The 18,999-nt window shown below is 72.1% G+C and carries 16 protein-coding genes; 6 read left to right on the top strand and 10 right to left on the bottom strand.

From position 1 onward, the window contains the following. Positions 1 to 98: 98 nt before the first annotated feature. The 3 genes from katG to IFU19_RS09955 all read right to left on the bottom strand — a co-directional run bounded on the left by katG (position 99) and on the right by IFU19_RS09955 (position 3,884). Positions 99 to 2,357: a catalase/peroxidase HPI gene (katG, locus tag IFU19_RS09965; RefSeq protein ID WP_192013570.1), complete on the bottom strand. Its 2,259-nt coding sequence runs from the start codon at positions 2,355 to 2,357 to the stop codon at positions 99 to 101. Then, the gene (locus tag IFU19_RS09960) at positions 2,354 to 2,815 is read right to left on the bottom strand and encodes a Fur family transcriptional regulator (protein ID WP_055834549.1); all 462 of its coding nucleotides are present in this window, start codon (positions 2,813 to 2,815) and stop codon (positions 2,354 to 2,356) included. The genes katG and IFU19_RS09960 overlap by 4 nt, the downstream gene beginning before the upstream one ends. A 73-nt stretch (positions 2,816 to 2,888) precedes the next feature. Further along, the gene (locus IFU19_RS09955; protein WP_055834546.1) at positions 2,889 to 3,884 is read right to left on the bottom strand and encodes a stage II sporulation protein M; all 996 of its coding nucleotides are present in this window, start codon (positions 3,882 to 3,884) and stop codon (positions 2,889 to 2,891) included. 16 nt (positions 3,885 to 3,900) lie between these two features. Between IFU19_RS09955 and IFU19_RS09950 the strand changes: the two genes are divergently transcribed. Then, positions 3,901 to 4,731: an RDD family protein gene (locus IFU19_RS09950; RefSeq protein ID WP_192013568.1), complete on the top strand. Its 831-nt coding sequence runs from the start codon at positions 3,901 to 3,903 to the stop codon at positions 4,729 to 4,731. Between the two features lie 10 nt (positions 4,732 to 4,741). Here the strand turns inward: IFU19_RS09950 and IFU19_RS09945 are convergent, their stop codons facing one another. After that, positions 4,742 to 4,948 (bottom strand): DUF3499 family protein, encoded by a 207-nt coding sequence (locus IFU19_RS09945; protein WP_055834540.1) that lies wholly within the window; start codon positions 4,946 to 4,948, stop codon positions 4,742 to 4,744. A gap of 301 nt (positions 4,949 to 5,249) precedes the next feature. Between IFU19_RS09945 and IFU19_RS09940 the strand changes: the two genes are divergently transcribed. Beyond that, positions 5,250 to 5,684 carry a hypothetical protein gene (locus IFU19_RS09940; protein ID WP_191926293.1) on the top strand — a complete coding sequence of 145 codons (435 nt, stop codon included), beginning with the start codon at positions 5,250 to 5,252 and terminating at the stop codon, positions 5,682 to 5,684. 43 nt (positions 5,685 to 5,727) lie between these two features. Here IFU19_RS09940 and IFU19_RS09935 read toward each other — a convergent pair whose 3' ends face one another. The 4 genes from IFU19_RS09935 to manA all read right to left on the bottom strand — a co-directional run bounded on the left by IFU19_RS09935 (position 5,728) and on the right by manA (position 11,689). Continuing rightward, positions 5,728 to 7,119, bottom strand: a complete 1,392-nt coding sequence (locus IFU19_RS09935) for a DUF5719 family protein (RefSeq protein WP_191915208.1) — start codon at positions 7,117 to 7,119, stop codon at positions 5,728 to 5,730. Continuing rightward, a complete protein-coding gene (locus tag IFU19_RS09930; protein WP_191915207.1) occupies positions 7,116 to 9,959 on the bottom strand; it encodes a glycosyltransferase in 2,844 nt (947 codons plus the stop codon). The genes IFU19_RS09935 and IFU19_RS09930 overlap by 4 nt, the downstream gene beginning before the upstream one ends. A 93-nt stretch (positions 9,960 to 10,052) precedes the next feature. Further along, positions 10,053 to 10,376 carry a WhiB family transcriptional regulator gene (locus IFU19_RS09925; protein WP_191915206.1) on the bottom strand — a complete coding sequence of 108 codons (324 nt, stop codon included), beginning with the start codon at positions 10,374 to 10,376 and terminating at the stop codon, positions 10,053 to 10,055. Between the two features lie 146 nt (positions 10,377 to 10,522). Next, entirely contained in the window at positions 10,523 to 11,689 is a 1,167-nt protein-coding gene (gene manA / locus IFU19_RS09920; RefSeq protein WP_192013566.1) for a mannose-6-phosphate isomerase, class I, read from the bottom strand. A 62-nt stretch (positions 11,690 to 11,751) separates the two neighbouring features. On the opposite strand from manA, the gene IFU19_RS09915 reads away from it, so the two are divergent. From IFU19_RS09915 to IFU19_RS09900, 4 genes are read left to right on the top strand one after another with little or no spacing between them, the layout of a single operon-like run. Next, positions 11,752 to 13,152: an O-antigen ligase family protein gene (locus tag IFU19_RS09915; protein WP_055834525.1), complete on the top strand. Its 1,401-nt coding sequence runs from the start codon at positions 11,752 to 11,754 to the stop codon at positions 13,150 to 13,152. Next, positions 13,149 to 14,549, top strand: a complete 1,401-nt coding sequence (locus IFU19_RS09910) for an O-antigen ligase family protein (RefSeq protein WP_192013565.1) — start codon at positions 13,149 to 13,151, stop codon at positions 14,547 to 14,549. Before IFU19_RS09915 ends, IFU19_RS09910 begins: the two co-directional genes overlap by 4 nt. A gap of 58 nt (positions 14,550 to 14,607) precedes the next feature. After that, the gene (locus IFU19_RS09905; RefSeq protein WP_055834521.1) at positions 14,608 to 16,521 is read left to right on the top strand and encodes a glycosyltransferase; all 1,914 of its coding nucleotides are present in this window, start codon (positions 14,608 to 14,610) and stop codon (positions 16,519 to 16,521) included. Next, positions 16,518 to 17,483 carry a glycosyltransferase family 2 protein gene (locus IFU19_RS09900; protein ID WP_055936635.1) on the top strand — a complete coding sequence of 322 codons (966 nt, stop codon included), beginning with the start codon at positions 16,518 to 16,520 and terminating at the stop codon, positions 17,481 to 17,483. Before IFU19_RS09905 ends, IFU19_RS09900 begins: the two co-directional genes overlap by 4 nt. Here IFU19_RS09900 and IFU19_RS09895 read toward each other — a convergent pair. Together IFU19_RS09895 and IFU19_RS09890 are read right to left on the bottom strand one after the other, a co-directional pair. Then, positions 17,468 to 18,208: an ABC transporter ATP-binding protein gene (locus IFU19_RS09895; protein WP_191915203.1), complete on the bottom strand. Its 741-nt coding sequence runs from the start codon at positions 18,206 to 18,208 to the stop codon at positions 17,468 to 17,470. The two genes, IFU19_RS09900 and IFU19_RS09895, sit on opposite strands and share 16 nt — an antisense overlap. After that, positions 18,208 to 18,999: an ABC transporter permease gene (locus IFU19_RS09890; RefSeq protein WP_055834512.1), complete on the bottom strand. Its 792-nt coding sequence runs from the start codon at positions 18,997 to 18,999 to the stop codon at positions 18,208 to 18,210. Before IFU19_RS09890 ends, IFU19_RS09895 begins: the two co-directional genes overlap by 1 nt.

Genomic DNA, 18,999 nt, shown 5'->3' with positions numbered 1-18,999 from the left:
GCGCGCACGACGGAAGGCCCGCCCCCGCGAGGGGACGGGCCTTCCGGATGCCGCGGGTACCGAGCCGCAGCGCGCCCCGCCGCAGCGGGGACGGGTGGTCAGACCAGGTCGAAGCGGTCGAGCTCGGTGACCTTCTGCCAGGCGGCGACGAAGTCGCGCACGAACTTCTGCTTCGCGTCGTCCGAGGCGTAGACCTCGGCGAGCGCGCGCAGCTCGGAGTTCGACGAGAACACCAGGTCGACGCGGGTGCCGATCCCGACCGTCTCGCCCGAGCCGTCCTTCGTGCCCTGGAACGCGTGCTTGCCGCTGTCGAGCGGCTTCCACGTCGTGCCGAGGTCGAGCAGGTTCGCGAACACGTCGTTCGTCAGCGCACCGGGGGTGTCGGTGAAGACGCCCCAGTCGGAGCCGTCCCAGTTCGCGCCGATGGCCCGGAGGCCTCCGACCAGCACGGTCATCTCGGGCGCGGTGAGCGTCAGCAGGTTGGCCTTGTCGAGCAGCAGGAACTCCGCGGGCAGCCGCGCGTCGCGCGAGGCGTAGTTGCGGAAGCCGTCGGCAACCGGCTCGAGCCAGCGGAACGACTCGATCTCGGTCTGCTCCTGCGTCGCGTCGGTGCGGCCGGGGGTGAAGGGCACCTCGACCTCGACGCCGCCTGCGCGAGCGGCCTGCTCGACACCGGCGTTACCGGCGAGCACGAGCAGGTCGGCGATCGAGACCTTCTTGCCGTCCGCCGCCTGCGCGTCGAAGTCGGCCTTGAGGTTCTCGAGCACCGAGAGCACGGATGCCAGCTGCTCGGGGTTGTTGACCGTCCAGCTCTTCTGCGGCTCGAGGCGGATGCGAGCGCCGTTCACGCCACCGCGCTTGTCACTGCCGCGGAAGGTGGAGGCGGCGGCCCAGGTCGTGGTGACGAGCTGCTGTACCGAGAGTCCGCTGTCGAGGATCCGCTGCTTCAGCGCGGCCGCGTCGGCGGCGTCGATGAGCGCGTGGTCGACGGCGGGCACGGGGTCCTGCCAGACGAGCACCTCGGCGGGGACCTCGGAGCCGAGGTAACGCTCGCGCGGGCCCATGTCGCGGTGGGTCAGTTTGAACCAGGCGCGGGCGAAGGCGTCCTGGAAGGCGGCCGGGTCCTCGGCGAAGCGGCGCGAGATCTTCTCGTACGCCGGGTCGACGCGCAGCGCCAGGTCGCTCGTGAGCATGCGCGGCTCGCGGCGTCCGTCGGAGTGCGCCTCGGGCACCATGTCGGCGCCGCCACCGTTCTTCGGACGCCACTGGTGGGCGCCCGCCGGGCTCTGGAAGAGCTCCCACTCGTACGCGAAGAGGATGTGGAAGAACTCGTTGTCCCACCGGGTCGGGTGGTAGGTCCAGGTGACTTCGAGACCACTGGTGATGGTGTCGTCACCCTTGCCCGTGCCGTGGCTGTTCTTCCAGCCGAGACCCTGGTCGTTGATGTCGGCGGCCTCGGGGTTCACTCCCACGTGCGAGTCGCTCGCGGCTCCGTGGGTCTTGCCGAAGGTGTGACCACCGGCGATGAGGGCGACGGTCTCCTCATCGTTCATGGCCATGCGGCCGAACGTCTCACGGATGTCGTGGGCCGACAGCTGCGGGTCGGGGTTGCCGTTGGGGCCCTCGGGGTTGACGTAGATGAGGCCCATCTGGACGGCCGCGAGCGGGCGCTCCAGCTCGCGGTTGCCCGTGTAGCGCTCGTCGCCGAGCCACGTGGTCTCGGGGCCCCAGTACACGTCGTCGTCGGGCTCCCACACGTCGGTGCGGCCGCCGGCGAAGCCGAAGGTCGGGAACCCCATGTCCTCGAGCGCGACGTTGCCGGCGAGGATCATGAGGTCGGCCCACGAGATCGACTGGCCGTACTTCTTCTTGATGGGCCAGAGCAGGCGGCGAGCCTTGTCGAGGTTGACGTTGTCGGGCCAGCTGTTGAGCGGCGCGAAGCGCTGCATGCCCGCGCCCGAACCGCCGCGACCGTCGGTCACGCGGTAGGTGCCGGCGCTGTGCCACGCCATGCGGATCATGAGGGGGCCGTAGTGCCCGAAGTCGGCCGGCCACCAGTCCTGCGAGGTCGTCATGACCTGCTGGATGTCGCTCTTGACGGCGGCGAGGTCGAGCGCCTCGAACGCGGCGCGGTAGTCGAAGTCCGTGCCGAGCGGGTCGCGCAGCGCGTTGTTCTTCGCGAGGATCTTCACGTTCAGCGACTCGGGCCACCACACGCGGTTGGCGGAACCCTGGGTCGGGTGGGGCAGGGCGCCGGCGGGCTCGCTGTCGGCGGGGGCTTCGCCCACGGGCAGTCGGTTGTCGTCGGGGGCGGCTCCATCGTGGAAGACGGGGCACCCGTTCAGAGCGTCGCTCATCGGGATCCTCTCGGTTTTTCGGCTTCGGACTTCGCTCGACAATCGGAGCACACGCCCCAGAACGTCACCTCGGCGGTTTCGATGAGAAAGCCGCTCTGCTCCGGCATGTGCAGACAGGGAGCCGCGCCGACGACGCAGTCCACGTCGTCGATGCGTCCGCACCCGGTGCACACCACGTGGTGGTGGTTGTCGCCCACGCGCAGTTCGAAGGTGCCGGCGTGGCCGGCGGGTTCGATGCGGCGGGCGAGTCCCGCGTCGGCGAAGTCGCCGAGCGCGTTGTACACGGACTGTTTGCTGGTTCCGGGGAGGGTGCCCCGGATCCCGTCGAACACCGCGTCGGCGGTGGCGTGCGGCCGGGCGCGGAGCGCCTCGAGCACGGCGACGCGTGTCGCCGTCACCCGCAGACCCGCGCCGCGGATGAGGGCATCCGCGGTGGCGTCCGGCTGACTGTCGAGCATGCCTCCAGCCTAGCTATTTTTGAGTGAATCAAAAATGACACGCCGGGGAACGGTCGGGAACGACCGGATGCCGTCAGCCGGCGGTGAGGGTCGGAGTCCCCGCCTCGTACTCGGTGAGATCGCCCGTCTCGCCCGCGGCCGCAGCCCTGCGGCCCACCCACAGCATGTAGAACAGGAACACGCCCAGCGCGAGCGCACCGATGGCGATCTTGATGGGCCACGGCCAGTCGCGGGGCGTGACGAAGCCCTCGACGAGACCCGACAGCGCCAGGGCGAACACGAGCCCCACCGCCACCGTGGCCAGCGATCGTCCGGCCGCCGCCAGAGCCGCGGCGCGCGTGCGTCGACCGGGGGCGACCCAGGCCCAGAAGATCTGCAGACCCGCCGCTCCCGCGACGAAGATCGCGGTGAGCTCCAACAGGCCGTGCGGGAGGATGAACTGGAAGAACACGTCGGCGCGGTCGAAGGCGATCATGATCGCGGCCGACTGCCCCACGCCCACGGCGTTCTGCATGATCACCATCGCCGGCCAGAACCCGGTCACCCCGAACAGCACGCACTGCGCCGCGATCCACGCGTTGTTGGTCCAGACCGTCCCGGCGAAGATCGCGTTGGGATTCTCGCGGTAGTAGTCGACGAACCGCTCGTCGGCGTAGTTCTGCAGCTCGCTCTGCGAGCCGAGCGCGGCCACCGCGGCGGGGTCGTTCGAGATCCAGAGGGCGACGAGGGTGGCGACGGCGACGAAGAACACCGTCACCGCCAGCGTCATCCACCGCACCCGGTACAGCGCCGCGGGCAGCTGCTGCAGGAAGAAGCGCGGGAACTGCTTCAGCACGTTCTCGCGCACGCCCGTCAGCCGCAGCCGCGTGCGGGCGAGCAGCAGAGAGACGTAGTCGCCCTGCGGCGTGCGTCCGGCCGACGTCTTGATGTCGGCCAGGTCGGCCGATGCCGCGCGGTAGCGCGTGACGAGTTCGTCGACCTCGGGGCCGCTCAACCGGCGCCGACGGCCGAGATCGTCGAGGCGGGACCACTCGTCTCGTCGGGCGGCCGTGAGGGCGTCGAGGTCCATGTGGTCAACTGTACGCATGGCATCGTCGTCGACCCCCGGACCTTCGGTCGCAGTCGTGCACACGGGTGCGGACGAGACCCTCACCGGCGAGGCCGTCGCCCTCGACGTCCAACCCCTCGGGTTCTTCCTGCGGGCGGTCGGCTGCCTCATCGACATGGTGGTGGGCTTCGCGCTCCTGCTCGGCGGGGGCCTGCTGATCGCGACCATGGTCGTGGGAGCGACGCTGCCCGAGAGCGCGGTCGGGATCGCCGTGGTCACCCTGCTCGTCGTCGTCATGGTCGCGCTGCCCACGACGGTGGAGACCCTGTCGCGCGGACGCAGCCTCGGCCGCCTCGTGGTCGGTGGGCGCATCGTCCGCACCGACGGCGGCGCGGCGGGGTTCCGTCAGGCGTTCATCCGCTCCCTCGTCGGCGTGCTCGAACTGTGGTTCACCCTCGGGGCGATCGCGGCGGTGGTGGGGATGTTCACGCCCCGCTCCCAGCGCCTGGGCGATCTGCTCGCGGGCACCTCGAGCGAGCGCACCCGCACGCGTCCCCTGCCGCCGCCGGCCCCCGGCATCCCTCCGGGACTCGAATCGTGGGCCGCGATCGCCGACGTCTCGCGCCTGCCCGACCGACTGGCGGCGCGCATGTCGACCTTCGTGCGCGGGGCCGACGCGCTCGACCCGGTCTCGCGCGCGCGGGTCGCCGCCGCGCTGGCCGAGGCGGTCCGCCCGTTCGTGTCGCCCCTGCCCCCGACCGACCCCGAGACGCTCGTGCGGGCCGTGTCGACGGTGCGGCGCGACCGGGAGTACCGGGCGCTGCTGCTCGAGAATCAGCGCGCCGCCGCCCTCACCGAGCGGGTCTGACGCGGCGGGCTCAGGCGCGCAGCGTCTCGTGCCGCACGACGACCCACCCCTGCGGAACAGACAGGCGATCGGCGTGGATTGCGCACAGATCGTGCGCGTGGGGGTCTCCGACGGGACCGAGGGGGCCGAGGGCCGCCATCTGATCGCCGTAGTCGTAGGTGAGGGTGCTCATCGCCTCGCGGGCGCACGCCACCTTCGAACAGAGTCTGTCGCGCATCGCGGGTCAGCCTACTCAGCCGGCGCCTGGCGACCGCCGCGCCGCGCCGTCGCCCCCGGATGCCGCGCCCGACAGCGGCGGTACAGCCGCACCATCGCGCCCTCTGCTCCGGGCCCGCATCGCCCCCACACGCATAAACGCTCATCCTGCGTATAAACGTGACGGCAGCGTGTTCATGCGCAGGATCCGCGTTTATGCGTCGACTTCATGCGTCGAAACGAACGGTGGCGGTGCCCGCGGATCATGCAGACGGTACCGACGGAGCTGCCGACGTCGCGCACCGCAACCATAGGATGAACGCATGGTGCGTCGACGATCCCGCGAAGCCCGGCCGGTCGTCCGTCCGTCGCGGCACGGCCGCCACGGGCGCGAGAACCGCAGTCCCGTCGTGCGTCCGCCGCTGCCGCCGGTCGACACGCGCGTCGAGCGCTTCGACGTCGCCGTGGGGGCCGCCGCGGAGTTCCTGCGCTCGGCCTGGACCGAGCTGCGCGACGTGTCGTTCGAGATCGGCATCATGCCGCCGGCCGCGACCGATGGCATCCCCCGGTGGACGGTGCTGCGCGAAGAGAAACGCATCATCCTCTACCGCGTGCCCATCGAGCGCCTCGGGCATCCGCATCACGACGACGACCTGCACCGCCGCATGGTGATCGAGGGCGCCGTCTTCCGCGCCGCGGCCGAGTTCCTCGACCGCGACCCGTGGGACCTCGGCCCCGAGCGCTTCCGCTTCTTCTGATCTACGCGCGCACGCCGCACGGGCGCGACGTCGCGGCGACGCGTCAGGGCAGGATCGTCAGCGCCGAAGCGGCGGCATCCGCCGGCCACAGCGGGTACGACGCGAGCGCGCCCGCTCCCGAGTAGGTCACCGCGGCATGCACCGCGGCGCTCGTCTCGAGACGATAGGCACCCGCCGCCGCGGGGACCGCGACGCTCGTTCCCGCGGCGACCGTCGCCACGATCGGCGCTCCCCCGTCGGTCGGGGCGAGGGTCACCGTGACGTCTTGGGCTTCGGCGGTCAGCACGACCGCGGCGCCCACGCCGGGAGCCACGGCGATGGTGCTCGCCGAGATGAAGCGCGGTGCCGGGGAGTACCAGGCGAAGTCGTCGCCCTCGCCGAATCCCGTGGTCGACCACGTCGCGCCCACGACCGGAGCCGAGGCGTCGACCTCGACGGTGTACGCGCCGGCGGCCAGACCCGACAGGTCGAGCGAGGTGGGTTTGCCGACACTCAGCGGAACCTGACTCGGAGCGGGGGCGGCGACCGCGGCGTCCAGCGGCGACAGGGTCACCCTGGCGGTGGCGTCGGCGCCGGGCGACAGCAGACGCAGCACCGTGCCGGCCTGCCCCTGACCGGTGGTGAGCACCTCGACGCCCGGGATCACCAGCCGCGTGTCGGCCTGCGCGATCGGCGCGACCTGGTCGCTCCCGCCGGGCAGCAGCACGCGGGTGAGGGCAGACTGCAGCGACGCGTGCACCGGAGCGCCCGAGGCGACCACGCGCACGACCGGGCTCTCCTCGCCCAGCAGGAGCCCCGCCAGGGGCACCACGCGGCGACCGGCGGGGGGCACGACGAGGTTGCGCCCGCCGGGAGGCGTCGACACGCCCTGCGCTCCGTAGACCGACAGCTGCACCGTCGCGGGAACCTCGCCGGGGTTGGCGAGCACGACCAGGTCGTTCGCGCCGGTGGTCGTCGCGCCTCCGACCAACCACGACTCCGCGAGGGGGGCGCGGCACGCGGATGCCGCGAACCCGGTCAGATCGTCCGAGACGGCGGTCGCCGACCCCGCGGCGGCCAGAGGGGTCTGCGTCTCGTCGAGCGGTGCCGCGCGGAGGGCCTCGGCGTCGCCGGAGGCGTCGGCCGTGGCACCGGTGAGCGTGGTGACCGCCGCGGCACTGTCGGCGGGTCCGCTGACGACCTGCTGGGCGGCGGCGGCGCTGAGGTTTCCGGCGGCGTCGGCGCTGCGCCCCAGGGCGAGCAGGGGGCCGTCGCACGCGAGCACGGTGTCGGAGGGAGCGGGCGTCGCCTCCACACGCACGGGAGTGGCTGTGTACTCGGGCCAGGGGGCGGCGATGCCGACCACGGTTCCCACCACCGCCGCCGTGGCGACGGCGGCGCCGGCCACGACGCGGGCGCTGGTGGCCGCCACGCGGGCCAAGCGACGGTTGCTCATCGGGATCCTCCCGGTGTCGGGCCGACGATGCGCGGCGTGCGGCGCGCGACGCGGCGCGACGCGGCGGTGGGAACGGCGAGCAGCAGGGCGACCAGCAGCACGCCGATCGATCCGAACGTCACCAGCCGTTGCAGGGCGACCTGGTGGGCGTCTATCTCGGCGCGCGGCTGCAGCGGGGCGTTGACGCGCCACAGGTCGCCCCGGGAGGTCGCCCCGACCGGGTCGAGCAGGTCGCGCTGATCGAGCGAGGTGGCCGCCCCCAGGCGCGCCCCGCGGATGACGTCGTCCTCCCCCGCGGGCGCGGATTCCAGCAGCACGAAACCGATGCCGCGTGCGGCCAGCCGCGAGACGACGTCGTCGGCCGAGGGCGATACGAGATCCGCCGCGAGGGCGGCGAGCTCGACGTCGCCCGGGCCGGGGGTCGTGCGCGTGGACTGCACGGTGCTCTGCCCCGACAACGTCGCGCTTCCGCCCCAGACGACGTCGACCCGCAGCCCGTCGGCGCGCGGGTCGAGCACGATGGTCCCGACGTCGGTGGATCCGCGCCCCTCGGCGGCGACGAAGGCCGGCAGGGTCGAGACGGGACCGTTGGTCACGACGGAGCGCCCGGAGTCGCCGTTACCCGTCTGCGCCGTCAGGGCGGGCGCGACGGCGACAAGCAGCGCGGCGAGCACCACCAGGGCGCCGATCGGTCGCAGCGCCGAGACGCGGGGCACGATGCCGGCGTCGAGCGCGACGACCGCCGCACCGACCACCCCCACCCACGCCAGGCTCAGGCCGGCGCCGGGCCAGAGCGGCACCGCGACGGCGTGATCGAACGAGACGGCCACGCCGACGGCGGCGAAGGCGGTGGCCAGCCCGGCGGCGGTGACCACGATCAGAGCGGAGCCGGTGACCCACCGCGGGGTGAGCACCGACAGCACGGCGAGGACCGCCAACGGGGCCACGAGAAGACCCACCCACCAGACGGGACCGCCGGTGAGCGACGCCCACCCGCCGGGGTCGGAGGTGGGGAAGCCGACGGCCAGGAGCGCCCGCCCGAGGGGATCGGACGGGACCTCGGCGCCGGCGTAGGGCACGCCGGGGTCGGCGAGCAGGCCCCAGACATTGCCCGTGCGCACCTGCGTCCACACCAGCGGCGCGAACACGACGATCGAGGGCACCAGCAGCCAGACCACGCGCGCCACGCCGCGACCGGCGACGAGGGCCACGACGACCAGGGCCGCCGACCAGAGCACGACCACGGCCGGAGCGAGCGAGGGGGCGCACGCGAGCACGCCCACCAGCAGAACGGATGCCGCCCCGGCGGGCGCCCACGAACGGTGGGCGACGCTCGCGGCGTAGAACAGCCACGGCAGCAGCAGGTGCAGCAGCACCCCGGCCGGGCGACCCTCGACGAGCGAGGCGAGGAACGTCGGGGCGAGCGCCCAGGCGAGGGCGGCCGTGATGCGCAGCAGCGACGACTCGGTCACGCGCGTGGCGGCGAACCACGCGCCGAGCACGGCGAGCGGCAGGGCCAGCACCCACAGCACCACGAAGGCCCGCGAGGGGTCGCCGGGCGACAGGGTGCCGATCAGCGCGACGAGGGCCGAGAACGGATCGGCGGGGCCCACGGCATCCAGGCCCAGGGGGCGCGCTCCCCAGGCGGCGTCCTGCCAGAGCTGGGCGATGTTGGCCCGCAGCGGCACGAGGGCGCCCCCGCCGAGCACCGGCCAGGCGAGGAGGGGGGCGAACAGCGCCGCCGACACCGCGAGGGCGCCGAGGACCGTCCACGCGCCCCCGCCGACGAAGAAGCGCAGCTCCGAGCGCACGGGGGCGTCGGGGTCGGCCCCGTCACCCTCCCACCGCAGGCGCATCTCTGCACGGGAGACCCGCAGGGGGGCGATGCGCGACCACCCCACCGTGCGGACGGCTCGGATGCGGCGGCGAGCGCGGGCGACCGCGGCCACCCGGGCCATGACCAGCAGGGTCGCGCCCCACTCGGGAAGGACCCGGTAGGGCATCTTCGTCACGAGGTGCAGCACGGTGCGCCAGAGCGCCAACGGCAGGAACGACAACCAGTGCAGGGGCACCGCGGGCGCCGGTGCGTAGGCGAGACGACGGTGCAACTGCGCGGTGCGCGTGGCGAAGGCGCGTCGTCGGGCCCGTCGACGGCCGCGGGCCATCGCCGCGACACCGTCACCGGCGACCGCGACGCGGGCCGCGGGCACGACCGAGACGAGGGTGCCGGCGAGGCGGGCGCGCACGCCCAGGTCGAGCCCCTCGTCGGCGCCGCCCAGGGCGGGATCCAGGCCCCCGAGCGAGGTCCACGCGTCGCGTCGGACGAGCACGCCGCGCACGTCGGTGCCGAGCACGTCGGCGTCGCCGTCGTGCTGGCCCTGGTCGAGTTCGCCCGCGGCGAGCTCGACGGTGCTGCCGTAGTGGTTCATGCTGACGCCGAGCGAGAGGATCATGTCGCGCTCGTCCCACGCCACGAGCTTGGGGGCGGCGACCACGAGCGAGGGCGACAGCTCGAGGGCACCGGCTAGTCGCACGAGGGCGTCGGGGTCGGGCGCGGTGTCCTGCGCGAGCAGCCACACCGCGTCACCGGTGAGGCGTGGGGTCGCGAGTGCGGTCGCGGCGGCGAAGGAGGTTCCCGCGGGGGCGGTGATCACGCCCTCGGCGCCCGAGGTGGCGGCGAGCTGGGTCAGTGCCGGATCGGCGCCGCACAGCACGATGGTGAGGGCGTCGACGGGACGCGTTTGCGCGGCGAGCGCGGCGAGCGTCCGCTGCAGATGGTTCGCGGCGGGAGTGCGTCCTTCGGGGCGGACGACGAGGATGGCGTGTACACGAGCGGGCATGACGCGGATCAGCCTAAGCGCGGTCCTGCGCGATGACGCACGCCGCGCCGTCGGCGACGGGATCGCTCGGTTGCGGGTGAAGCCGGCCGGAGATCAGGCGCGGCGCTTGAGTTTGCGGCGCTCGCGCTCGCTGAGACCGCCCCAGATGCCGAAGCGCTCGTCGTTCTGCAGCGCGTATTCGAGGCACTCGGACTTCACGTCGCACGAGGTGCAGATGCGCTTGGCGTCACGCGTCGAGCCGCCCTTCTCGGGGAAGAACGCCTCGGGATCGGTCTGCGAGCACAGCGCATCGGTCTGCCACGAGAGGGTGTTCTCTTCGGCGGAGTCGATGTCACGACGGACTCCGGGAACACCGAGATCGACCGGATCGACGAACCAGTTGTCCGGGACACCGGACCGGTACTGCGATGTCGCCATATCGTCCTCCGCCTGGTTCGAACCCCGTGACGCGCGGTGCCGCGCATAAGTAATTACACCCGTGTCATTCGATTTGGTCAAGTCGCGGATCGTAAACCCTCAAGGCCGAGATGAACCTTCACGACGCGCCACGGCGTGTCGGGTCGTCAGGCTCCGGGCATCGCGACGAAGACCTCGCCGCCGCCGTCCGTCGAGACCGGCGACTCGTCGGGCGTGATGAGCGCCGCCTGACCCGCCGTCAGGGTCACCGTGCCGCCGGCAGCGCCGGTGAGCACCGTCTCACCCGAGATACCCAGGGCGATCGCCACCCCGCGCAGCTCCAGCGGCGCCGCGGCGCCGGGCAGGAGGTGTCCGAGGGCGAAGTCCGCGATCCCCGGGGCGAACACCTCGACACCGTCCGCGACGGTCGGAGGCAGGAACGGCGGCTCGGCCGGACGGAAGTCGACGAGCGAGAGCAGCTCCGCGACGTCGATGTGCTTGGGGGTCAGCCCCCCGCGCAGCACGTTGTCGCTGGCGGCCATGATCTCCACGCCGAGACCCGCGACGTACGCGTGCAGCACGCCGGCGGGCACGAAGATCGCCTCGCCGCGGCGCAGTTCGACGAGGTTCATCAGCAGCGCCACCACGATGCCCGGGTCGGCCGGGTACGCCGAGTGGAGCGAGCCCGCCAACGCCAGCTCGGCGGCGAACTCGTCGGAGTGGGCCGCGGCCGCGGCCGCGGCGTCGACGATCTCGGCGATCTCCGCCGCATCGGCGTCTCCCAGCAGCCAGCCGATCGTCGAGCGCAGGGCCGCGCTCGCATCGTCGGCGGCCAGGCGCTCGCGCAGCGCCGTCACCGCGGGCGCGTCGCCGAGGGCTGCGACCAGGGCCCGGGTGCGCGCGATGTCGCGCAGGCCCGCCAGAGCGGTGAACGTGTCGCTGAGGGCGACGATGACCTCGGGCTTGTGGTTGTCGTCCTTGTAGTTGCGCGACCCCGCGTCGCGGGGAACGCCGGCGGCCTCTTCGCGGGCGAAGCCCTCGACGGCCTGATCCTTCGAGGGGTGCACCTGGATCGACAGGGGCGCGCCGGCGGCGAGCAGCTTGAGCAGGTACGGGAGCTTCGCCGGGACACCGTGCCCCGCCGCCTCGGCCGGGAGCCAGGCGTCGAGCGTGCGGTCGGAGCCGTCGTGCACCTCGGCGGGCGAGCCCGGGTGGTCGCCGAACCACACCTCGGCCTCGGGGGCGCCGGTGGGCTCGCGGCCCTCGAGGTCGGCGATGAGCGTCGGGCTGCCCCAGGCGTAGTCGCGGGGCGTGTTCGAGATCGCAACAAGCACGGGCGTCAGCATAGTGGCAGCACCCCGCGCCCCCGGATGCCGACCGGTACCCTGAACACACCATGGCGATGTACACGAATCACCCCGTGTCGGCGCTGCCGACGGCACCGCCGCGCGAGACGACCGGGCACCTGCTGCTGCGCGCCTGGTGCGTGCTCGTGCTCGTGCTCGCCCTGGGTGGCGTCGGGCTCGTCAACGCGGTCGGCCCCCTCGTCGCCGCGATCGTCGTCGCCTGCTCCGCCGTGGTCTCGGCGATCGTGTGGATCGTGGTGCGTCCCCCGGTGGCGGTGCGCCGCCTGCCCTGGCTCGCCTTCGGATACGTCGCCTGGGCGGCGGCCTCGATTTCGTGGAGCGCGTGGCCCGCGGCATCCGTGCTCACGTGGCTGCTGCTGGCCATCACGACCTTCCAGGCGCTGTTCATCGGCGCCGTGCTCACCTGGCGCGACGTCGTGCGGGCGGTCGCGTCGGCCGCCAAATGGATCGTGGGCCTGTCGCTGCTGTTCGAGGTCGTGGTCTCGGTGTTCGTGCGCGGCCCGCTGCTGCCCGGCTTCGTCGTGCCCTCGGAACGGGTCGATCCGATCGTCTACTGGTCGCGCGACAACCTCTTCGACGGCGGTCGCATCCAGGGCGTGTTCGGCAACGCCAACCTGCTGGCCGCGGTCATGCTCGTCGCCCTCATCGTCTTCGCGGTGCGCCTCGCCGCCGGCGCCCCCCGCCGCACGCTGCTCATCGGCTGGATGGCGGTCGCCGCCTTCCTCTTCGTCCGTGCCGGGTCGGCGACGGCCTTCATCGCGGCGGCCTTCGTCGCCCTCGTGCTCGGCACGGTGCTGGTGATGCGCACCGCCCGTCGCCCCGGCGAACGCACGCGGTGGTACCTGCTGTACGCCGCCGTCGGGCTCGGCGCGGGCGCCGCGCTGTGGTTCGGCCGCGACGCCCTGTTCGGGCTTCTCGGCCGCGGCGCAGACCTCACGGGCCGCGAGGGCATCTGGGCCGACGTCGTGGCGCGCGCCGACCAGCACCCGATCGTCGGGTGGGGCTTCTCGACGCCCTGGATCGCCTCGGAACCGCTCATCGACGGCTGGATCGTCGACCACGGGCAGACCGTCGTGCAGGCGCACAGCATGTGGTTCGACGCGTATCTGCAGCTGGGGGGCATCGGCGTCCTGCTGCTCGCGCTGGTGTACCTCGCGTACGTCTGGCGCTCGTGGTTCTTCGCCGTCGATCGACCGCGGTGGGACCTGCGCGCCGATCGCCCGCACTCGCCCCTCACACTGCTCCCGACCCTGATCGGAGCACTGCTGGTCGTGCTCGGCCTGACCGAATCCGGGCCGCTGCTGCTGTGGGGATGGATGTTCGTCGTGCTCTTCGGCGCGAAGATCAAGCAGACGCCGCTCGTGGGGGTCGGCCCCAGCGAGCAGAGCCTGTCGATCGAACGCGGCGAGCTGCAGAGACCCGCGCCGTGACCTCGGCGCCGGCCGCGCCGCTCCCCCTGCTCGCCTCCCCGGCCCTGGCCCGTGCCTTCACCCTCGCGGTGTTCGCCGCCGCCTTCGGCGGCTTCGCGATCGCGGCGGTCGCCGGGTCGGTGACGATCGCGACGGTGTTCGCGGGGCTCTGCGCCCTCGGCGGCGCGATCCTCTGGGCCCGGCGCGACGAGATCGACCTCGTGCGCCTGGCTCCCACGACGCTCGTGCTGCTCGTCGCCTGGGCGGGAGCGAGCGTGTTCTGGAGCACGGCCCCCGCCGAGGCGCTCGGCGGATGGCTCTCCTTCGCCGCGCTGGCGTTCCTCGCGGTGGTCATCGGACTCGTGCGCGACGCGGTGCAGACGGTGCGGGCGCTCGGCGACGTGCTGCGATGGCTGCTGGGCCTGTCGCTCGCGCTCGAGGTGCTCAGCGGCATCCTGCTGGATCTTCCGATCCCCTTCCTGCAGATCCAGGGGGCGATCGCCGACCTGGGCCCCGTGCAGGGCGTGTTCGGAACGCGCAACGCCCTCGGTTTCGTCACGGTCGTGGCCCTGATCACCTTCCTCGTGGAGTGGCGCACCCGCTCGGTCGGGACCGGGGTCGCGATCGGCTCGGTGCTGCTCGGCGGCGTGCTCGCGGCGCTCAGCGGCTCGCCCACCGTCATCGTCGTCGCCGCCGTGACCGGGCTGGCCGCGGGCGCCCTGTGGGCCGTGCGACGCGTTCCTGCCGCTCGCCGTCGCTCGGCGCAGACGCTGCTGGGCGCGGGCGTCGTCGTCGCGACGGGGGCGGTCTTCGCGCTGCGCGCTCCCCTCGTCGCCGCGCTCGGCGCGAGCGCCGATCTGTCGCTGCGCACCGATCTGTGGGTGCGCGTGCTCGACGTGGCCGAGCTGCGTCCGGTGCAGGGGTTCGGCTGGTTCGGGGCGTGGGTACCCGGCATCGTGCCGTTCGACCTGATCACCCTGGCGCTCGGCGCGTGGCATGCCTCCGCGCTCAGCGCCTTCCTCGACGTGCTGCTGCAGCTCGGGTGGGTGGGGCTGCTGCTCTTCGGCGCCCTCGGCGGCCTCGGCCTGGCCCGCGGGTGGCTCGTCGCGGGCTCCCGCCGCGCGGTCGTGCACGCGTGGGCCCCGTTGACGCTGGTCGCCCTGCTCACCGTCTCGGTGTTCGAGAGCTTCACGCTGACGGGGGCCGGGTGGCTGCTGCTCGCGCTGTGCGCGGTGCGGGCGGGGCAGTCCCGCTCGTGGCGCGAGCAGCTCGACCAGCGCATGGCCGCCGCCGCACCGCCGGGCGCTGCGGCCGGCGAGAACCCCGCGGCGGGCCCGCGCACCATCCGCGCCGACGACGCCGGCGACGGGACCGACGGCGACGCCGACGCTCAGGACGGCCCGCGACGCGCCGGGTAGACTTCCCGCTGGCTGGCTGGCCGCCCGCGGCCGCGGCCCCTGAACGAAAGACCTCTTCGTGACGTACACCCTGCAGAACGCCGTGCTTCCGCTCGATCGCGACCCCGACCTTCTCCCGCTGTACGTCGACCCCGAGACCTGGTCGACGATCGACGAAGAGCCCGTGCGCGTCACGAACGTCGCCCAGCTCAGCAACATCCTCGACCGCCACCGCGCCCGCATCGTCGCGGGGCGCCGCGTGTCGTTCGGCACGTACTTCAACGCCTTCCCCGCCTCGTACTGGCAGCACTGGACGGCCGTCCGCCAGGTGCGCCTGACCGTGCACACCTCGGGCAACGCCACGATCCTGGTGTACCGCTCCAACGGCAGCGGCACGAAGCAGCGCATCGAGACCCGCGAGGTGAAGGGCGACGAGGTCGCGACCTCGTTCGACCTCGTGCTCGACCAGTACAGCGACGGCGGGTGGATCTGGTTCGACGTCGCCGCCGATCGCGCGGACGCGATGTTCGAGGGCGCCGAGTGGACCACCGAGCAGGAGCCGGCGCGCGGCGGCAAGGCCAGCATCGGCGTCACGACCTACAACAAGCCCGACTACTGTGTCGAGACGCTCCAGGCCCTCGCCGACGCCCCCGACGTGCTCGACGTCGTCGACCGCGTGTTCATCATCGACCAGGGCACCGACCTCGTCGAGGATCAGGACGCCTACCCCGCGGTGGCGGAACGCCTGGGTGAGACCCTGCAGGTGCTGCGTCAGCCCAACCTCGGCGGGTCGGGCGGGTTCGCCCGGGCCATGGTCGAGACCCTCGCCCGCTCGGGCAGCGACTTCGTGCAGCTGCTCGACGACGACGTGCGCATCGAGCCGGAATCCATCCGCCGCTCGGTGGTGTTCGGCCGCTACGCCTCGGTTCCCACGATCGTCGGCGCGCACATGTTCGATCTGCTCGACCGCCCGAAGCTGCACGCGTGGGCCGAGGTCGTCGACGACGCCCCCTTCATGTGGCGGGCGCTCTACCAGGAGCGCCTCCCTCACGACTTCAGCGTCGCCAACCTGCGCCAGAGCCCCATGCTGCACATGCGCCTCGACGCCGACTACAACGGCTGGTGGATGTGCCTCATCCCCACGAGCATCCTGCGCGACATCGGCCTGTCGCTGCCTGCGTTCATCAAGTGGGACGACGCCGAGTTCTGCGTGCGGGCTCGGGATGCCGGGTACCCGACCGTGTCGATGCCGGGTGTGGCGTTGTGGCACGTGTCGTGGATCGGCAAGGACGATTCCATCGACTGGCAGGCGTACTTCCACGCCCGCAACCGCATCGTCGCGGCCCTACTGCACTCCCGCTCACCGCTGGGCGGAACCCTCATCCGCCACAGTCGACGTGTCGATCTGAAGCACCTCATGATGATGCAGTACTACCCGGTGGAACTCCGGCACCGGGCACTGCGCGACATCCTGTCGGGCCCCGAGCACATGCGCGCGGGTCTGGCCACCGCCATGCCCGACGCCCGCGCCGTCGCCCGGAAGCACCCCGAGACCGTCGTCCACAAGGACTCGGGCGTTCCGCTGCGGGCCCGTCGCGGCCGGCAGGTGTTCAAGCGTCTGAAGAAGCACGAGTTCGACAGCCCGCGCGGCCTCGCCCTGCGCACCTTCACCGTGCGCACCCTGCTCTCGCACTGGTTCCACACCCCCGATCCGGCCAACGTCGACCAGCCCGAGGTCGAGTTCGGCAAGAACGACGCGCACTGGTGGCGCATCCCGACGTACGACAGCGCGCTCGTGAGCGCCGCCGACGGCTCGGGCAAGAACATCTACACCCGCGATCGCGCTCAGTTCCGCCGCATGCTCGTCGACAGCGTGCGCCTGCACCGACGCCTGCAGCGCGAGTGGCCCCGCCTGTCCGCCCAGTACCGCCGGGCTCTTCCCGACCTCGTCTCCGAGGCCCAGTGGCGCGCGACCTTCGAGGAGCGCTCGTGAACGCGTTCGACCCGGCCACGGCGACGATCGTCGTCGTCACCTACAACCGCACGCACCTGCTGACGCGCCTGCTCGAGAGCATCACGCAGATGGAGCCGGCGCCCGGCCACCTCGTCGTCATCGACAACGCCTCGACCGATGACACGACCGCCGTCGTCGAATCGTTCCGGGACCGCCTCCCCACCGAGCTGGTGTACCGGCGACTCGACACGAACACCGGTGGCTCCGGCGGCTTCAGCGAGGGCATGCGCGTCGCGTACGAGCTCGGATCCGAGTGGATCTGGCTCATGGACGACGACGTCGAGGTCGTCTCCGACGGTCTCGCCCGCATGGGCCGGTGGGCACCGCGATTCCGCAGTATCCAGGGGCGGCGCTACGACTACGACGGCAGCGAGTTCTACTGGCAGTACCGCGTCGCCGAGTCGATGGCGATCCCCATCCCCTTCGCCCCCGCCGGCTTCGACGAGTCCGGCTTCAAACCGATGAACTCGGGCTGCTTCGAGGGGATGTTCATCCACCGCGACATCGTCGCGAAGATCGGCCTGCCCGATCCCCGCTTCTTCATCTACTGGGACGACCAGCTCTACGGGTGGCTCGCCTCCCGCCAGACGCCCTCGGTGATCGTGAACGAGTTCGTGCTGCGCCGCACCCGCGAGATCAAGCAGTGGGACATGGGCATCCGCCACATGAACGCCTCCAGCGACGCGTACCGGTACTACATCATGCGCAACCGCGCGTATCTGCAGAAGTACTACCGCCAGCTCGGCGTCTACCGGGCCCTGCCGTTCAGCGCGGGGACCACCCTGACCTTCGTGAAGGAACTGATCCGCCTCGTGGTGGTGGAGCGCAAGCTCCGCGGCACGAGCCACCTGTTCCGCGGCCTCCGCGACGGGCGCCGCATCACCCGCGACGCGTCGTGGAAGCCGATGCCTCCCCTGGAGCCCGCTCAGCCCGTCGCGTAGTCGGCGTTGTACCGGTCGAGCACCTCGGCGATCGGGGCGTCGAGCTTCAGCTCGCCGCCGTCGAGGTAGAGCCCCCGCGTGCAGAACCGGCGCAGGTCCTTCTCGTTGTGGCTGACGAAGAACAGGGTGCGCCCCTCGGCGAGCAACTCGTCGATGCGGCGATAGCACTTCTCGCGGAACGACCGGTCGCCGACGGCGAGCACCTCGTCGACCAGCAGGATCGGCTCGTCGAGCTGCGAGACCACCGAGAACGCCAGGCGCACCTTCATCCCGTTCGACAGGTGCTTGTACGGGGTGTCGACGAAGTCGCCGATCTCGGCGAAGGCGATCATGTCGTCGAAGCGTCGGGAGACCTCGGCCCGTGGCATCCCGTGCAACCCGGCGGTCAACCGCACGTTCTCGCGGACGGTGAGGTCGCCGACGAAGCCCCCGGTGATCTCGATGAGCGGCGCGACCCCGCCGTCGACGGACACCCCTCCCTCGTCGGGGAGAAGGACGCCCGCGACGAGTTTGAGCAGCGTCGACTTGCCCTGGCCGTTGCGGCCGACCACGCCGATCGACTCCCCCGGCTGCACCCGGAACGACACGTCGCGCAGCGCCCAGAACTCGTCGGGGCGCGAACGGCGCGCCGCGCCGCCGAAGATGTCCTTGAGGCTGCGGCCGCCCCGGCGGTTGCGGCGGAAGCGCACCCCCAATCCCTGGACGTCGATCGCGGGACCGGCCATCACAGCTCCTTCAACACCGGACGCTCGAGCCGCGGGAAGACCACCAGGCCCAGACCCAGGATGCCGAGGCTCACCGCCGCACCCACCACGACCGTGAGGGTGTCCCACTGGTCGGGGAAGAACCCGACGCGGTAGAGCGTGAAGATCCCCGCGAGCGGGTTGAACGCCGCGATGTCCGCGAAGACGCCGGGGAGGTTGCCGACGCCGTAGATGATGGGCGACGCGTAGAACAGGGCGCGCAGCACCAGACGAGTGGTGCGTTCGAGGTCGCCGAACATCACGCACAGCGGGGCGACGATCAGACCGAGCCCCACCAGGAGCGTCGTCTGCAGCAGCACGGCGAGCGGGAAGGCCAGCAGCGCCCACGACACCTGCGCCCCGCCGAAGACCGCGAACAGCACGAGCACCGGGAGCGAGAAGAGGAACTCCACGCCCTTGCTCACCACGATGCGGTTCACCCAGATCCACCGCGGGATCGATGTCGAGCGCACCAGGCGGGAGTCCTTCTTGAACGCCTTCGTGAAATCCGTCACGGCGGAGTTGAACCACACCCACGGCAACAGGGCCGTGATGAGAAAGACGATGTAGGGCTCCTCCCCCACCGAGCGGTGGAAGACCTGGGTGAAGACGAACCAGTAGATGCCACTCATCACGAGGGGATCCAGCACCGACCACAGGTATCCCAACGCGCTGGTCGAGTAGCGCACGCGCAGATCGCGCGCCGACAGCAGCCACAGCGAGTGGAGGGAGCGCCGCGCCGATCCGGGGGCGCCGACGGCGGCGGGGGTCAC

The organism is Microbacterium sp. CFBP 8794, from assembly GCF_014841235.1.
In the GTDB taxonomy this organism is placed as follows: domain Bacteria; phylum Actinomycetota; class Actinomycetes; order Actinomycetales; family Microbacteriaceae; genus Microbacterium.
The sequence above is the reverse complement of the archived record's forward strand: the minus strand, read 5'-3'. Positions and strand labels throughout refer to the sequence as shown.

Bases quoted from the DNA above. Each gene is read 5' to 3' on its own strand.
- katG (WP_192013570.1), bottom strand. From the start codon at position 2,357: ATGAGCGACGCTCTGAACGGGTGCCCCGTCTTCCACGATGGAGCCGCC.
- IFU19_RS09960 (WP_055834549.1), bottom strand. From the start codon at position 2,815: ATGCTCGACAGTCAGCCGGACGCCACCGCGGATGCCCTCATCCGCGGC.
- IFU19_RS09955 (WP_055834546.1), bottom strand. From the start codon at position 3,884: ATGGACCTCGACGCCCTCACGGCCGCCCGACGAGACGAGTGGTCCCGC.
- IFU19_RS09950 (WP_192013568.1), top strand. From the start codon at position 3,901: ATGGCATCGTCGTCGACCCCCGGACCTTCGGTCGCAGTCGTGCACACG.
- IFU19_RS09945 (WP_055834540.1), bottom strand. From the start codon at position 4,948: ATGCGCGACAGACTCTGTTCGAAGGTGGCGTGCGCCCGCGAGGCGATG.
- IFU19_RS09940 (WP_191926293.1), top strand. From the start codon at position 5,250: ATGGTGCGTCGACGATCCCGCGAAGCCCGGCCGGTCGTCCGTCCGTCG.
- IFU19_RS09935 (WP_191915208.1), bottom strand. From the start codon at position 7,119: ATGAGCAACCGTCGCTTGGCCCGCGTGGCGGCCACCAGCGCCCGCGTC.
- IFU19_RS09930 (WP_191915207.1), bottom strand. From the start codon at position 9,959: ATGCCCGCTCGTGTACACGCCATCCTCGTCGTCCGCCCCGAAGGACGC.
- IFU19_RS09925 (WP_191915206.1), bottom strand. From the start codon at position 10,376: ATGGCGACATCGCAGTACCGGTCCGGTGTCCCGGACAACTGGTTCGTC.
- IFU19_RS09915 (WP_055834525.1), top strand. From the start codon at position 11,752: ATGGCGATGTACACGAATCACCCCGTGTCGGCGCTGCCGACGGCACCG.
- IFU19_RS09895 (WP_191915203.1), bottom strand. From the start codon at position 18,208: ATGGCCGGTCCCGCGATCGACGTCCAGGGATTGGGGGTGCGCTTCCGC.